The sequence below is a fragment of the Gemmatimonadaceae bacterium genome, from assembly GCA_019637445.1.
Classification (GTDB): domain Bacteria; phylum Gemmatimonadota; class Gemmatimonadetes; order Gemmatimonadales; family Gemmatimonadaceae; genus Pseudogemmatithrix.
Window position 1 is genome coordinate 326,961 of record JAHBVS010000002.1, and the last position, 15,828, is coordinate 342,788.

12 protein-coding genes are annotated in these 15,828 nt (G+C 69.7%); 9 read left to right on the top strand and 3 right to left on the bottom strand.

Annotated features, from left to right (window positions below):
* The first annotated feature begins 48 nt into the window (after nucleotides 1-48).
* A complete protein-coding gene (locus KF709_11590) occupies nucleotides 49-249 on the top strand; it encodes a DUF2892 domain-containing protein (GenBank protein MBX3175049.1) in 201 nt (66 codons plus the stop codon).
* Between the two features lie 16 nt (nucleotides 250-265).
* Nucleotides 266-1,444 (top strand): dipeptidase, encoded by a 1,179-nt coding sequence (locus KF709_11595; GenBank protein MBX3175050.1) that lies wholly within the window; start codon nucleotides 266-268, stop codon nucleotides 1,442-1,444.
* 9 nt (nucleotides 1,445-1,453) lie between these two features.
* Here the strand turns inward: KF709_11595 and KF709_11600 are convergent, their stop codons facing one another.
* A complete protein-coding gene (locus KF709_11600; GenBank protein MBX3175051.1) occupies nucleotides 1,454-2,395 on the bottom strand; it encodes a cobalamin-dependent protein in 942 nt (313 codons plus the stop codon).
* Between the two features lie 218 nt (nucleotides 2,396-2,613).
* Between KF709_11600 and KF709_11605 the strand changes: the two genes are divergently transcribed.
* The 3 genes from KF709_11605 (at nucleotide 2,614) to KF709_11615 (ending at nucleotide 7,619) form a co-directional block, all read left to right on the top strand.
* Nucleotides 2,614-3,180 carry a DUF2911 domain-containing protein gene (locus KF709_11605; GenBank protein MBX3175052.1) on the top strand — a complete coding sequence of 189 codons (567 nt, stop codon included), beginning with the start codon at nucleotides 2,614-2,616 and terminating at the stop codon, nucleotides 3,178-3,180.
* Nucleotides 3,181-3,273: 93 nt separating this feature from the next.
* A complete protein-coding gene (locus KF709_11610; GenBank protein MBX3175053.1) occupies nucleotides 3,274-6,024 on the top strand; it encodes a hypothetical protein in 2,751 nt (916 codons plus the stop codon).
* On the top strand, nucleotides 6,009-7,619 hold the full coding sequence (locus KF709_11615) for a tetratricopeptide repeat protein (protein ID MBX3175054.1): 1,611 nt from the start codon (nucleotides 6,009-6,011) through the stop codon (nucleotides 7,617-7,619). Before KF709_11610 ends, KF709_11615 begins: the two co-directional genes overlap by 16 nt.
* Nucleotides 7,620-7,629: 10 nt before the next feature.
* On the opposite strand, the gene KF709_11620 is transcribed toward KF709_11615, so the two are convergent.
* Nucleotides 7,630-7,995: a response regulator gene (locus KF709_11620; protein ID MBX3175055.1), complete on the bottom strand. Its 366-nt coding sequence runs from the start codon at nucleotides 7,993-7,995 to the stop codon at nucleotides 7,630-7,632.
* A 68-nt stretch (nucleotides 7,996-8,063) separates the two neighbouring features.
* On the opposite strand from KF709_11620, the gene KF709_11625 reads away from it, so the two are divergent.
* The 3 genes from KF709_11625 to KF709_11635 are packed head-to-tail and all read left to right on the top strand — an operon-like array spanning nucleotide 8,064 to nucleotide 12,477.
* A complete protein-coding gene (locus KF709_11625; GenBank protein MBX3175056.1) occupies nucleotides 8,064-9,980 on the top strand; it encodes a response regulator in 1,917 nt (638 codons plus the stop codon).
* On the top strand, nucleotides 9,977-11,047 hold the full coding sequence (locus KF709_11630; GenBank protein MBX3175057.1) for a HEAT repeat domain-containing protein: 1,071 nt from the start codon (nucleotides 9,977-9,979) through the stop codon (nucleotides 11,045-11,047). Before KF709_11625 ends, KF709_11630 begins: the two co-directional genes overlap by 4 nt.
* Nucleotides 11,044-12,477 (top strand): glycosyltransferase family 2 protein, encoded by a 1,434-nt coding sequence (locus KF709_11635; GenBank protein ID MBX3175058.1) that lies wholly within the window; start codon nucleotides 11,044-11,046, stop codon nucleotides 12,475-12,477. The genes KF709_11630 and KF709_11635 overlap by 4 nt, the downstream gene beginning before the upstream one ends.
* A gap of 51 nt (nucleotides 12,478-12,528) precedes the next feature.
* Here KF709_11635 and KF709_11640 read toward each other — a convergent pair whose 3' ends face one another.
* Entirely contained in the window at nucleotides 12,529-14,595 is a 2,067-nt protein-coding gene (locus KF709_11640; GenBank protein MBX3175059.1) for a hybrid sensor histidine kinase/response regulator, read from the bottom strand.
* Between the two features lie 57 nt (nucleotides 14,596-14,652).
* Here KF709_11640 and tal point away from each other — a divergent pair, with 57 nt between their 5' ends.
* Complete coding sequence (tal, locus tag KF709_11645; GenBank protein ID MBX3175060.1) at nucleotides 14,653-15,801, top strand: transaldolase; 1,149 nt, start codon at nucleotides 14,653-14,655, stop codon at nucleotides 15,799-15,801.
* Nucleotides 15,802-15,828 lie beyond the last annotated feature (27 nt).

Sequence of the window (15,828 nt, forward strand, 5' to 3'; positions counted from 1 at the left end):
CCCGCGCCGCGTCCACCGACATGGGCGCCTTTCATTCAGGAGGATCCAATGTTCACCACCAACGCTGGCAGCATCGACCGCGCGCTCCGCGCGTTGCTCGGCATCGGCTTGATCGCGATCGTCTTCGTCGGCCCGCAGACTCCGTGGGGCTGGCTCGGCCTGATCCCGCTCGGCACGGCCGCGATGGGCTGGTGCCCGCTCTACGCGATGCTTGGCATCAATACCTGCGGGGTGCGCCCCGCGAAGTAACGGGTAGATTTGCGGGATGCGCACTCATCCCGCCCTCCCGCTTGCCCTCGCCGCGCTCGTCGCGCTCCCGTTCTCTGTCCGGTCATTGGCCAGCCAGCAGGCCGGCCGGAAAGATCCCAACCTGGAGCGCGCCGAGCGCGTGCTGCGCCAGTCGCCGTTGATCGACGGCCACAACGATCTCCCCTGGGCCATCCGCGAGTCGAAGACGGCCCCGCACGATGTCGAGGCCTATGACCTGCGGCGCACTACGCCTGGGCACACGGACCTCGCACGGCTGCGCGCCGGAATGCTCGGCGGACAGTTCTGGTCCGTGTACATCCCCGGCGACACGTCGATCGCGCGCCAGGGCTATGCCAAGGTGCAGCTCGAGCAGATCGATATCGCGCGGCGGGTGATGGCCAAGTATCCCGACGCGCTGCAGCCCATCACGACGGCGGCCGGGTTCCGCGACGCCTTCCGTCGTGGTCGGATCGGATCGGTGATGGGAATGGAAGGCGGCCACGCCATCGAGAACTCGCTCGGCGCCCTCCGCGCGTTCTATGACCTCGGCGTGCGCTACATGACGCTGACGCACAACGCGCACCTCGATTGGGCCGATGCGCACATCGCCAATCCGCGGCACGGCGGGCTCACGGCCTTCGGCAAGGAAGTCGTGCGTGAGATGAACCGCCTCGGGATGCTGGTGGACCTCTCGCACACCTCGCCAGCCACGATGAGCGCGGCGCTGGACGTGAGCGAGGCGCCGGTGATGTGGTCGCACGCGAATGCGCGCGCCCTCCGGGACCATTCGCGCAACGTGCCCGACTCCATCCTGCGTCGCCTGCCGCGTAACGGCGGCGTCGTGATGGTGACCTTCGTGCCGGGCTTCGTGACGGATCAGCCGAAGGCGACGCTGTCGCAGGTGGCAGACCACATCGAGCACATCCGCAACGTGGCGGGCGTGGACCACGTCGGCATCGGTGGCGACTTCGACGGCATCGACTCGGTGGTCGAGGGCCTCGAGGATGTCTCGAGCTATCCGCGGCTGTTCGCCGAGCTCGCGCGCCGTGGCTGGAGCGACGCGGACCTGAAGAAGCTCGCGGGCGAGAACATCCTGCGTGTGTTCGAGCAGGCGGAGCGGGTGGCGGCGCGGTTGCAGCTAGAGCGCGCGCCGAGCACGGCGACGATTGCGACGCTCGACGGGATGTCGCGCTAGCGGCGCGTCCTAGCGGCGCGTGCGCGCAGCCCGCGCGCGCAGCCACTGGCGCAGCGTACCAAGCGAGCTGATCGTGTCCGCGCCGATGTCGGACAGCACCGGGCCGTAGGCGCTGGCGCCGCTGCCTCCCACCACGAGCGCCACCTTCGGCGGTAGCAGCTCGCGCAGCGCGCGCAGCTCCGACGCGAGGGCGGGGTCGTCGACGGGGTACACGATGGACAACGCCACACAGTCCGCCTTCGCGAACTGCGCCGCCCGGGCCAGCTCGGCCGCGGGAAGATTTGGTCCGAGGTAGGCGACTCGCCAGCCATTGCCGGCGGCGGTCGTGGCCGCCAGCATCGCGCCGAGTTCGTGCAGCTGGTTGGCGAGGGTTCCGATCACGATCGTCGGCGCGCCGGCCGGCGCGGCGGCGGGATCGGTCATCCAGTGCAGCACGCGGCGAATGGTGGTCGTCGCCAAGTGCTCGTTGGCGGGAGACAGCTGTCCCCTGTGCCACAGGGACCCGATCGTGAACAGCAGGGGGGCGACGACCTCGTCGAGCGCTTCCTCGGCAGGCATCCGAAGCACCGCGGCGCGCAGGGTCTGCTCCAGCCGCGCCCCGTCGAACTCCTCGACGGCGATCAGCGCCGTGGAGAGGAAGGACTCGACGGCCGGAGTCTCGGCGCCGAGCCCGCTGCGCGTGCGAGACTCGCGCTCATCCGATTCGATGAGGCGCGTCAGTTCCTCGTTGCTGAGTGGTACCAGACCGCCGATCTGATGTCCGGACCGGGCTGCGCGGGCTAGCAACGTAAGTCGTCGGAGATCGGCCTCGGTGTACACGCGCTGACCGCCGGCGGTGCGCTGCGGCGTGACCGCCGCGTAGCGCCGTTCCCAGGCACGCAGGACATCGGGGGTGAGCCCCGTTCGCTGCGCGACAAGCCGTACAGGATGGAGAGCTTCATTGTCGCTCATTACTCAAAATATGAACAGAGATTGTAGATGTCAAGGTAAATAGTTAGACAAATATGCCGATAATTGAACACAGCTGTAGTGTCCAACGCTCAGACTCCCCCGCGCCGCGTGGAGAGGATTCCGCGGTAGGCTGCGCCGATGCACGGAGCACAGGCGGTATCTTTCGCGGCGTCAGCGCGCCCCATCGGCGCGCACGCCTACTCCCTCAATCCTTGTCGATGCGACTCCTTCCCTTCGCCGCGGCGGCCATCGTTCTGGCCGCGCCGCTATCCGCCCAGCAGGGCCCGCTTCGCGCACCGCTCAGCACGCGCGTCACCTTCACGTTGCCGCTGAATCCGCCTCGCGCGGAGGGCGCGCCGGCGCCTGCTCCGTTGGTGGTGTCCATTGAGTACGGACAGCCGCACGCGCGCGGGCGCGCGGTGCCGGCCGAGCTCTCGACCGACGGCACCGTGTGGCGCACGGGCGCGAACTCGTCCACCACGCTCAAGACGGCGGCCGACCTCGTGATTGGCGGCACGCGAATCCCAGCGGGCGCGTACTCGCTGTACACGATCCGCGAGAATGGCGCCTACAAGCTCATCGTCAACGCGAACACGGGGCAGTGGGGCACCTCGTACGAGGCGAGCCGGGATGTCGCGCGCATCCCGCTGCGGGCGCGCACGCTCCATGAGGCGCAGGAGTCGCTGCAGATCACGATGGTGCCGGCGGATGCGCCGACGGCCCGCGGCGTGCTGACCATTCGCTGGGGCACGCTCGAACTTGCGGCGGACTGGTCAACCCCGTAGCGCGGCCTGCGAGGTCGGGACGCGTACCAGTCCCGGCCTCACAATGGGCGATGTTGCGTTGCCCACACCTGCGGTGCCCACCAGCTTTCGTGTATGGCATCCAGTGACCTTCTGACCGGCACGACGCAGCGCGACGGCGCTTCGACACATCAAGACGGGATGCGCGTGCGCGCGTGGCCTTGGTCGGCGTCGGTGTGCCTCGCGGCGGCACTGCTGCTGGTGGGCGCCCCGACGCTTCAATCGCAGTCGCTCGCCTGCGGACGGGGATCGGATTCGCTGACGACGCTGGGTTGGCGGGCGTATCGCGCGGACTCGATTGCCGTGGCCGCCGCGCGTTTTGCGGCGGCGCTGCGCGCCTGCCCGCGCAGCGATGACGCGGCGGTGGGCCGCGGGTTCGCGTTGCTGCGCCGGGACAGCGTGGCGGCGGCGGACTCGCTGTTCCGTCTAGTCTCATCCCGCTCGCCGGCCTACGTCGATGCCTGGGATGGGCTCGCCATTGCGGCGTATCGGCGCGGCGCCCTGCCCGAGGCCATCGCCAGTTGGCGGCGCGTGGTGGCGCTGGACTCCACGCACCGATCGGCGCGCGCGAATCTGGATCGCCTCGCGCCGGAGTGGGATCGCGCCGCTGTGCCGATCGTGCGCCGTCGCGCCGCGTCGTTGGACGTGACGCTTCGGGTCCAGGGCGAAGGCTTCGAGCTGCGTCGTGGTGCCCGTTGGGAACCGTTCTACATGAAGGGCGTGAACATCGGGGCGGCGCTTCCTGGCCGATTCCCTGCCGAGTTTCCCACGGACTCGAGCGTCTACGCCGAGTGGCTGACGCAGATCGGCGCGATGCACGCAAACACCATCCGCCTCTATACGGTCCTGCCGCCGGCGTTCTACCGCGCCCTGCGGGCCTACAACCTCGCGCACGCATCGCGGCCCCTCTATCTCGTGCACGGGGTCTGGACGGAGCTGCCGCCGCGCGACGACTTCGGCGACGCCGGCTTCAACGACGAGTTCCGCGCCGAGATTCGCGACGTGGTGGACCTGCTGCACGGCGCCGCGAGCATCGCGCCTCGTCCTGGGCGCGCCGCCGGTCGCTACGACGCGGATGTCTCGCCCTGGACCATCGCCTACATCCTCGGTCGCGAGTGGGAGCCGTACTCGGTGGTCGGCTTCAACGAGGACCCCAAGGCGCCGCGCAGCTTTCGTGGCCAGCACCTGGTGATCTCCGAGGGCTCACCGACGGACATCTGGATGGTCGCGCAGTGCGACTACCTCCTCACCTACGAGGAGGACACGTACAACAGCCAGCGGGCGATCGCCTACACCAACTGGCCGACCACCGACGCGATCGAGCATCCCACCGAGACGTCGTACGACCAGCAGATGCAGTTTCGCGGCCTGCGCTACGACAGGGATTCGTCCGAGGGCCCCCTGCACGAAGAGGAAGGGGTCTCGCTGAATCCCTCGCTGGCCCACACCACCGCGCGCAACGTCGCCGGCTGGTTCGCCAGCTACCACGTCTATCCGTACTATCCGGACTTCTTGCTCTACGACCCCGGCTATCGCGCCGCGCGGTCGAGCTACGGTCCCTCGAACTACTTCGGATATCTGCAGGACCTCCGGCGCCTGCACCGCGGCATCCCTTTGGTGATTTCGGAATTCGGCTTGCCGACGAGTCGCGGCAACGCGCACATCCAGCCGCAGGGCCTGGACCACGGGGGGCTGAGCGAACAGGTCGCCGCCGAGGGCAACGTGCGGCTGGCCGCGGAGATCAAGGAAGTGGGGGCGGCCGGCGCGATCGTCTTCGCGTGGATGGACGAGTGGTTCAAGCGCAATTGGTTTGCGATGGAGTTCGAGCATCCCGCCGAGCGCGCGCGGCTCTGGCACAACATGATGAGCCCGGAGCAGCACTACGGACTGCTCGCCTTGCGGCCGGGGGCCGAAGGCACGACGCCGCTGCCCGGTGGCGATCCCGCGCGTTGGCGCGCATTGCCGGCCCTGCAGGGTGGCCGGCTGCTCGGGCGCGACTCGGTCACGCTGCGCGTGGGCCACGACGAGGGTTTCGTGTACCTCGCGCTCGAGGCGGCCTCGTGGCGTGGCCGCCCGTTTCCCTGGGACTCGGTCAACCTCCAGCTCGCCATCGACACGTACCGTGCCGATCTTGGCCAGAAGATCCTGCCGACGAGCGGGCTTCGCTCCGCTGCGGGTTTCGAGTTCCTGCTGGACCTCCGCAGTCCTGCCGATGCCCAGCTGCAGGTGGTGCCCGACTACAACCCCTACAAGCCGGCACGCCTGGTCGAGGGTGGGGCGTACTTCGGCGAGCACTTCCGCCGCCCCATCCACTCCGTCTCGCGTCTCGACGGTGTGTTCGACACGCTCTTCGCGCTCACGAATCGGCCGCGTTTCACGGACAAGGGTGAGTTGATCCGTGGGCAGGGCCGCAACATCGGACGCTTGGTCTACGCTCGCGCCGCCGACAACTCGCTGGCCGACTGGTGGTACGACCAGGCGGCGGGGATCATCCAGATCCGCTTGCCCTGGGGGATGCTGAACGTGAGCGATCCCTCGTCGCGCAGCATCCTGTTCGAGACGGACGCGATGCAGACGCTGGGCCTGAAGCCCGATGCCCCCGCGTCGCGGCTGACGGGCTTGCCCAGCGACGGTTTCCGCTTCGCGGTAGTGGCGTTGCGGCCGGGGCCCGACCTGCTCGGCACGATCCCGGCACTCGACGACTACGGCAACTGGCCGAGTGCGCAGTTCACGACCTGGACCTGGCAGGGTTGGGAGGAGCCAACCTGGCACGCGTATCTCAAGCCCGCGTATTTCGCGCTGCAACGGCTATGGGCCGATCCGTGATGCGCGCCTTGGCCCTCGGACTGCTCCTGTCGCTCGCGGTGGGCGGGACGTCGCGCGACGCGGCCGCGCAGGTCGCCGTGGGCGACTCGCTCTGGCGCCTGGGTCGGGTCGACGAGGCCGCGGCGGCGTATCGCAAGGCGCTTGAGCAGGACCGCAACGCGGTGCGTGCCAACTTCCGGATTGCCCAGACGCTGGCGTGGAGCAGCAACATCGATTCGGCGCTCGTGCTGCTGCGCGCGGCACGCGAGCGTGTTCCGGACGATCCGGACCTGCTCTTCACCGAGGCCACCTACCTCTCCTGGGCGCGGCGCTTTCCCGAGTCCCTGCTGCGGTTCGACTCGTTGATCGTGGCGCATCCGGAGCCGGACTTCGACTACGTGCGCGTGGCGCGCGCGAGGGTGCTGTCCTGGGATGGCCGCCTGCGCGAGGCCGAGGAAGGCTATCGCGAGGTGCTGGCGCGGCAGCCGGAGGATCGCGACGCACGATTCGGGCTTGGACAGGTGCGCGCCTGGTCCGCGGATCTGGAGTCCGCGGCCGAGCAGTTCGAGCGCCTGCTCGCCGACGATCCGAACGAGGTGCGGGTGCTGGTCGCCCTCGGTCAGGTGCGCCTCTGGGAGACGCGGTTGGCCTCGGCCTCGCGGCTGGCGGACCGTGCCGCGGCGCAGGACAGCGGCGACGCCGACCTGCGCAGCCTGCGTCAGGCCATCGCCCGGCAGCGGGGCCTGCGCGTGGACGCCGGGCAGTACTGGAGCGAGGACAGCGATCGCAACCGCAACCAATGGCAGACGTTGGCCGCGCGCACGGTCGTCGGTGATGGCATGCGCCTCGGAGCCTCGCTGGGCCTGCTTGGCGCGACGGATCCGCTGCGCACGGCGCGCCGCGTGCTCGGCGAGCTGTCGCTGGGATTGCCGCTCGGGCGTGGGGCGGCGACCGCGACCCTCGGTGCACGAGTGCTCGACCCGCCGCCGCTGACGCCCGGCGGCCCGGCGCCTCCCTCGCGCACGGTGCTTACCGGGCGCGTCGGGCTGCAGCAGCGCGTTGGGGCCGGTCTCACGCTGGGCGCGGCGTTCGCCCGCTGGCCGTTCGATGAAATCGCTGCGCTGGTCCCCCTAGAGCTGGATATCGACCAGTGGGAAGTCACGGCCGACTGGCGCGCGACGGGAAAGCTCAACTTCACAGGGATGCTCGGCGGCCTTGGGTACAGCGACGGGAATCGCCGGACCTCGTGGGCGGCCCGCGGTACGCGGCGGTTCGCGCGCGGCGTCTCGCTTGGGGCCTTCGTGAGCGGCTTTGCATTTGCCGAGCGCAACACGCGCTATTTCTCGCCGCCGGGATTTGTCGCGGCGGAGCTGACAGCGGGCTGGTCGCACGACGGTCCGCGCTGGAGCGCCGCGGTGAATGGCGGCCTCGGCGGCCAGCGGATCGACACCCTGTCCATACAGTCGCAGTGGCATCTCGACGGGCGTGTGGCCCGCCAGTGGGGCTCGCGATGGGCGCTGGAGTTGGTGGCCGGCCGTAGCACCAGCGCGGCCGCCTCCGCTGTCGGCGCCTATGCGTACTCGACCCTCGGGCTCAACCTGCGGCGGACCTTCTGAGGCGGTCTGCCTAGCGCCCGAGCACGTGCAGCAACTCACCCGCCAGTGTCAGCGGATCGAACGGCTTCGTGAGGCAGGCGACCGCGCCGAGCTCGATGGCTGAGTCCTGTTCGCCGCGCTGCGCACGCGCGGTGAGGAAGACCACCGGGATGTCGCGCGTCTCGGGGTCCGCCTTCAGGAGACGACAGGTCTCGTAGCCGTCGAGGTTCGGCATCATCGCGTCCAACAGGATGGCGTCGGGCCGGCGATCCTTGACGCAGGCTAGGAGCTCCGTGCCCGATGGCAGCACCTCGGCCTCGATGCTAGGCTCGAGACTGAGGGCGAGCTCGAGGATGGTCCGGATGTCCGGTTCGTCGTCCGCACAAAGAAGCCGCATGGTGCGGGAATGATCGCTCCAGAGCGGAGCCCGTCGCAACGGGCGCCTTGCCTCCCTAACTTTCACCGATGCCCGCGCCGAAGGATCTCACGGACGTTCTCGCCCAGCTCCGCGAGCGCTATCTGGCGTCCAGCGCGCCGACGATTCGGGCGTTCGACGACCTCGCCGCGCAGCTGGAGCGGACACCGGACGCGGCGGAGGTCGTGCAGGCGCTGCGGCGCGAGTTGCATCGCGTGCGCGGCACCGCCGGCAGTTACGGGTTTCACGAGACGAGTCGACTGGCGGCAGCGTTGGAGCCGGTGGCGGTGCGTTGGACCACGGACCCGCAGTTGGACCGCGGACGCCGCGGCAGCATCGTGCGCCGCTTTGTCTCCGCGCTGCGCGGGTCGCTGCAGCCCGATGGGGCGCCGTCGTTGCCGGGGAGCGCGTCCCGCGGCGGCATCGTGCTCGTGGAGCTGCCAGATGGCGTGGAGGCGCGGTTGACGGCGGAGGCGATGCATCGCGGCCACCGTGTCGAGGTCGCGAAGGCCTCGGATGTCGCGTCGATTCTTGCGCAGCGCTCGGACACGGCAGTCGTCTCCGTCGCATCGGCGGCGCCCGACGTCCCACTCGACGTCACGTGGGTGGTGCTCCGCGAAGGGGAGGAGGCGGTCCCGTCGCCACGCGAGCGGATGACGGTGGTGGACCTGGGCGCCGACGCCCGCGACGTGATCAGTGTGCTGGAGACGCGCGCCCACGCCTCGCCGCTTGCCGGCAGCACCGTGCTGCTCATCGAGGACGACGAGCACATGGCCGAGTTGCTGCGGATGTTGGGCGAGCGACAGGGGATGTTCGTGGAGGCGCGGGGCAACGCCAGCGGCATCCGGCAGCTCATCGATGATCTGCGGCCCTCGTTGGTGCTGCTGGACATCAACCTGCCGGGCGCCGATGGGTTCGCGGTGACGCGCGACCTCCGCAGCGACGAGCGCTACCGCGAGCTGCCAATCATCATGATGTCTGCGGCGACGGACGTGGAGACGCGGACGGCGGCCTTCGCGGCCGGGGCGGACGACTTCCAGTCCAAGCCCGTCTCGCCCGAGGAGATCATGCGGCGCATTGAGCGCGTGCTGGAGTCGCACCGCCAGCGCTTGATTGCGCGGGGGGTGCATCCGGTGACGGGACTCCTGCTGCCCGACCGTGCGCGGCACGTCCTCGGCGCCACGGTGTCGGCGCAGGCCGCGCGGGCTGAGCCTGTCACCGTCGCGCTGCTCCGGCCTCGTGCCCCGGTGGACGGACTGGGCGTGTCCGCCGCCTGGCACCGCGAGTTGCGCCTGCTTGCCGGCGCGCTGGGCAGCGATGGGGTGCGCCTGGGATTTCGGGATGAGGTGGCGGCGATGGCCGTCTTCGGAATGCCGGCCGACGAGGTGTTCGGCCGTCTCGACGTGCTGGGCGAGGCGGCGGCGCAGGACCTGGTGCCCTGGTGTGCGGGCATCGCCGAGCTCCGCGCGGGCGCCGAGCCCGACATCCTTGCGTTGATGCGTCTGGCCGACGAGGCGTGGCAGTTGGCGCGCGAGCGCGAGCTTTACGCCCACGTGTGGGATGCGACGGATGCGGGGGTGGCGCCGGATGTCGTGGTCGTGGAAGACGACGACGCGCTGGCGGACCTGGTGTCCTTTGCCCTCTCGGCGCGCGGCCTCACCTGGGTGCGCTATGCCGACGGCCCGGCGGCCCTCGCCGGCCTCACGGCGATGCGGGTGCAGGGGCGCAGCCCGATTGTGTTGTTGGACGTGGACCTGCCCGGCCTCGATGGATTCTCGGTGTTCGAGCGCTTGCGCGTGGAGCGCCCGGGCGTGTTCCGCGTCGTGTTTGCGTCGGTGCATGCGACCGAGGCGGACCAACTGCGCGCCATCCGAGCGGGGGCGCTGGACTACCTGGTGAAACCGCTGAGTCTCCGTGTATTGCTGGCCAAGATCGTGGGCTGGCGAGCGGGGGCGATGACACAGTGAACGCGGCGGTCATCTTTGGCGTGATGGCCTTGGTGCAGGCACTGTTCCTCCTGTTCCTGTTCCTGTTCCTGTTGATCCGGCGCCGCTATGACATGGCGCGACGGGCGGCGTTTCTGGCCGGGCAGGCCGAACTCGCCGTTCCGCTCCGGAACTGGATCGTCTCGGGCGCGCACCCTGAGCCGTTGGTCCGCGCCCTCGGCCATCTGCCCTCGGGGACGGCGGTGGGCTACCTGTCGCTGCTGGCGCGGCAGACCATCACGGCGTCGCAGAAGGACGAGCTCTCGCTGGCCCTGCGCAATGAGCGGTGGATGGCGCGGGCGATCGCGCAGTGGCGGTCCCGCTTCTGGTGGCGGCGTCTCGAGTCCGCGCGCGCCCTCTCGCTTGTCGGGACGCCGCGCGAGCAGGAAGCACTCGCGTTGCTGCTGCGCGACGAGCACCCGGCGGTGCAGGTGGCGGCCGCGTCGGCGCTGCCGCGCGTGGCGGACACCGCGATGCTGGGACGCGTGGTGGACGGGATCTTCACGCTGCCGAAGGTGGTGCGGCAGTACGTGACGACGGTGCTGCGTCAGACCGGCGGGCGCGCGGGCGAAGCGCTCTCGACGCGCATCGCCAATGGTGGCCGTCCGTCCGAACTGGCGGCCTGGATCGAACTCGCGGCTGCACTCGACGATGCCACCGCCATCACGGCCTCGCTGGCCCACGTTCGCCACGAGGGCGATGCGGTGCGGCGTGCCGTGGCGAAGGCGCTGACCCGGCACCCGGGGCCCGACGCCGCCCGCGGCCTCGTGGGGCTGCTGAAGGACTCCGATGCGTCGGTGCGCGCCCTCTCGGCCCGGGGCCTGGGGCATCTCGGCTCGCCGGCATCGGTGCCCGCGCTGGTGCCGCTGCTCGCCGACGAGGTGTGGCAGGTGCGACTGCGTGCGGCCGTCTCGCTGGCCCAGTTGGGCGAACGGGGGCGTGCGGCCCTGCGGGCGGCGCGCGAGGGAACGGACCGTTTTGCCCGGGAGATGGCGACGATGGTCTCCGGCCTCTCCGATGGCGCCGTGCTGGAGCTGGGCGACACGTGAGTCCCGCCGTGGTGGACGCGCTGGCGACGCTGGTACTCTGGACCGACCGCTCCGCGCTGGTCTATCTGCTGCTGCTCAACACCGGGTACGCACTGCTGCTGGTGATGTCGATCCCCGAGCTCTGGAAGCACTGGCGGCTCTCGGCCGACGAGCACCTTCGGCGGCTGCTCTCGTCGGAGGCGCTGCCGCCGCTGTCGCTGCTGGTGCCCGCACACAACGAGGAAGTCACAATTGCCTCCAGCGTGCTCTCGTTCCTGACGCTTGAGTATCCGCACCTCGAGGTCGTGGTCGTGAACGACGGCTCGCGCGACCGCACGATGGACGTGATGATGCGCGAGTTCGATCTCTACGAGGTGCCGCCGGCGTTTCCCGTGCGCATCGCGACGAAGCAGGTGCGGGCCTACTATCGCTCGCGGCGCCACGCGCGCCTGCTTGTGCTCGACAAGGAGAATGGCGGCAAGGCCGATGCCCTGAATGCCGCGATGAACTCGGCGCGGCATCCCTTCGTAGTGGCCGTCGATGCCGACACCTTAATCGAGCCGGACGCGCTCGTGCGGCTGGCGCGGCCATTCCTGCTCGGGGCGAACGTCGCCGCGGTGGGCGGGACGATTCGGGTGGCCAACAACTGCGTGGTGGAGCTCGGGCGCGTCGTCGAGGCGCGGGTGGACTCGCGGTGGCTTGGCGGCTGCCAGACCGTGGAATACCTGCGCGCCTTCCTTTTCGGGCGACTCGCGTGGAACTGGCTCGGCGGCAATCTGCTGATCTCCGGGGCCTTTGGACTGTTCCGCAAGCAGTATTTGTTCGCCATCGGTGGCTATCGCACGGGCAATGTCACGGAGGACATGGACCTCTGCGTGCGCCTGCAGCGCTACCTGCACGAGCACGGCATCGAGGCCGAGTTGCCGTTCATCCCCGACCCGGTGGCGTGGACGGAGGTGCCCTCCGACCTGCGGGTGCTGCGGCGGCAGCGCGAACGCTGGCACCGCGGCTTGATCGGCACGATGCTGGCGCACCGCGTGATGCTCTTCAATCCGCGCTATCGTGCCGCCGGGATGCTGGCGTACCCCTTCTTCTTCTTCGGCGAGATGCTGGCGCCATTGGTCGAGCTGGTGGGTTGGGTCGGGCTGGCGCTGGGACTCTCGGTGGGCCTCGTGGACAGGCAGTTTGCGCTGCTGTTCCTGGCCGTGGCCGTGGGGTTCGGCACCCTGCTCTCGGTCTGGGCCATCGTGCTTGAGGAGGCGTCGTTCCGCCGTTACGGTCGTCCGGCCGACCTAGTGCGCCTGATCTGGTATGCCGTCATCGAGGGCCTGGGTTATCGGCAGATGACGGTGCTGTTCCGCCTGCAGGGCTTCTACAACTTCCTGCGCGGGAACGAGTCCTGGGGGCGCATGACGCGCGCGGGGATCGGGACGGCGAAGAAGGCGGCGTAGGGCGCGGGCGCGTCCGGCGGCGCGAGTGACCAGCGGCGGTACGGACTGGCGCTACGGCAGCCCCTGCAGCTCGCGCCGCACGCGATCGACCAGCGATGCCTCCGTATCACGCGTCTTCACGAACGCGTCGGCGATGCGGATGCCCGAGTCCTTGAGGTCCTCGGGCGCAAACCCGGTCGCGGAGTAGAGCAGGATCGACAGCGTGCGGAAGCGCGGGTCCTGGCGCAGCTTGCGCGCAAAGGAGAGGCCGTCCATCCCTGGCAGTCCGGTGTCGAGGATGATCACCCGCACCTGGTCGGTCTCGAGGGCGCGGAGTGCCGCCACCGCATCCCCCGCGGGAATCGGGCGGGCGAAGGGTTCGATCAAGGCGCTGAGGACGGCCCGCATCGACTCATCGTCCTCGACGATCAACACGCCGTGACCCTCGAGTGCCCCTTCCGGGGCGCGGGGTGCCACGGGCAGCGCCACCCAGAACACGGTGCCCCCGCCCGGCGCGTCTTGGAAGCCGATGCGCCCCCCGTGCAGTTCGGTGATCGCCTTGGAGATCGCCAGCCCCAGGCCCGTGCCGCCGCTGCGGCGCGAGGCTGCGCCGCCGGCCTGCTGGAAGCGTCCAAAGATCCGTGAGGCGAATTCTGATGGGATGCCGGGGCCGTGGTCGCGCACCGTGATCCGCACCTCGCCCGCCGCCTCGGTGGCAGCCACCTCGACGCTGCTGCCCTTGGGCGAGAACTTGACCGCGTTGGAGATGAGGTTGGTGAACACCTGCGTGAGCCTGTCCGAGTCGCCATTCACGGGAATGCGCGCCACGGGTGCCAGGCTGAGCGTCACGCCCGCATCGTGCGCGAAGTTGTCGAGGCCGGCGATCGTCGACTCCAGCAGCGGCGCAATCTTCAGTTGGTCGCGGCGGATGCTCACGTGCCCGGCATCGATCTTCTCGATATCGAGGATGTCGTTGATGAGCCGGATGAGGCGGTCCGTGTTGGTCAGCGCGATGCGCAGCAGATCGCGGCCCTTCGGATTGAGATCGCCGCTGGCGCCGCCAAGCATCAGGCCGAGGGCTCCGCGCATGGAGGTCAGGGGCGTGCGCAGCTCGTGGCTCACCGTGGAGACGAAGTCGGTCTTGAGGCGCTCGAGCTCCTTGAGCTGCTCGATGTCGCTCTGCAACTGGCGTTCGCGCGTCTCGATGCTCTGCGCGAGGCGCTCGAAGGTCAGCGCCAGGCGCGCCATGTCCCGGCTCGGCGCGGTGTGCACGTGCGGCAGGCGCGCGGCCTCGTAGTTGCCGGCGTCCAAGGCCTCGGCGCCGCGAATCACGCGCTCCAGTGACCGGCCCACCACGCGCAGGAGCAACACGAGCAGCAGCAGGAAGATCGCCACCGCCGCGATGCGGATAAGGAAGTTCTCCCACTCCTCGAGCGCGGATTCCAGCTCTGCCTGCCGTTGCGTCTCGACAATGGCCTCGCGCACGTCGCGCGTCAGCTGGCCGTGGGTGAAGCGGATTTCGTCGTAGATGCGGGTCGCCTCATCCTGGCGGGCGCGCCCTGGCGTCCCCGGGCCGAAGGCCGCGTCGCCGCGCAGGCGATACGCCGTGAAGTTCGGCGTGCCCACCTCGCGATCCAGTTGTTCGACGGCGCTCACCAGCCGGTCGAGATCGACCGCCGTGCTGCCCAGCGTCGGCAGATACTCGCGCAGCAGGTTGGCATCCTGCTCGAACGAGCGCCGCCACATCTCGTAGCGGACGGCGAGTGCCTCGCCGCCGCCGAGGACGAAGCCGCGCTGGGCGGAGTTCATGCCGGTCGCCGCCGTTAACAGGCGGGCTGTGGCACCATCGGCGGCGCGCAGCAGGTTGAGCTGCTCATTGCGGGCGGCAGTCTGTGCCTCCACGCGGTCGGCGGCGACGCGAGCCGTCAGGAACCACGCCAGCGTTACCAGCGCCCCCAGCGCGCCCAACTGCGCCGTCAACGGCATCCGGCGCCAGGACCGACTGAGTCGTGCACGCAGCCCACCCGTGGACTCCGTGAGCGTCCGGGCGGAGATCGTGGGTGTGGTGTTTGGCTCGTGGAGGTCCACTTGGGCGGGGCGAAGAGCGGGAATCTGGAGGACGACGAATGCCTCCGCCATCACCATAGTAAATTATCGGTGCCCGCCCCGCCTTCCTGACCCGACGCACTCCCTGCCATGACCACGCCCCGCACGCCCCTCCACACGCTCCACGCCGCCGGCCAGTCCATCTGGCTCGACTTCATCGACCGCAGCCTGCTGCAGGGCGACACGCTCGCGCACCGCATCACCGGCGAGGCGCTGACGGGGATGACGTCGAATCCGACGATCTTCGAGAAGGCCCTCGCCTCGGGTACGGCCTACGACGCGCAACTCAAGGCGTCGGCCGCGGGTCGCAGCGCCTGGGACTTGTTCGAGCTGGTGGAGACGGACGATGTGCGCGTGGCCTGCGATGCCTTCCGCGGCGTCTACGACGCCTCGAAGCAGCAGGATGGCTTCGTGAGCATCGAGGTCTCGCCGGGTGCGGCCGATGACGCCGACGCCACGGTCGAGGAGGCGCACCGCCTGTGGAAGACGGTGGATCGCCCGAACGTGATGATCAAGGTGCCGGGCACGGCGGCCGGCTGCGTGGCGCTGGAGCGCCTGATCGCCGATGGCATGAACGTCAACGTGACGCTGCTCTTCGCCGTGCAGGCCTACGATCGCGTGATCGAGGCCTACCTGCGCGGGCTCGAAGCGCGCGCCGCCGCCGGCAAGCCCCTCGCGCACGTGGCCTCCGTGGCCTCGTTCTTCGTGTCGCGGGTGGACACGGCCATTGATGCCAAGCTCGATGCGATGGTGAAGGCGGGCACGCTCGATGCCGCGCGCGCCGACGCGCTCAAGGGCAAGGCCGCCATCGCCAACGCCAAGCGCGCCTACAAGCTCTTCCAGCAGCGCTTCGCTGGTGCGCGCTGGGCCGCGCTCTCGGCGAAGGGTGCGCAGGTGCAGCGCCCGCTCTGGGCCAGCACCAGCACCAAGAACCCGGCCTACCGCGATACCATCTACGTCGAGGCGCTCATCGGCCCGCACACGGTGAACACGATGCCGCCGAACACGCTGGAGGCCTTCAAGGACCACGGCGTCACGGCGCGCACGGTGGATGCCGACGTGGATGCCGCCGAGGCCCTGCTCACCGAGTTGGAGTCGCTCGGCATCTCGCTCGACGCCGTGACTGACACGTTGCTCAGCGAGGGCCTGGCATCGTTCCAGAAGTCCTTCGACACGCTGGTCGCCGGCATCGAGCAGAAGACCGCGGCGCTGGGCCAGGCCGTTGCCGCCAGCCGCTAGCCCGACTCCCAAGCGAGTTTCCGTGCC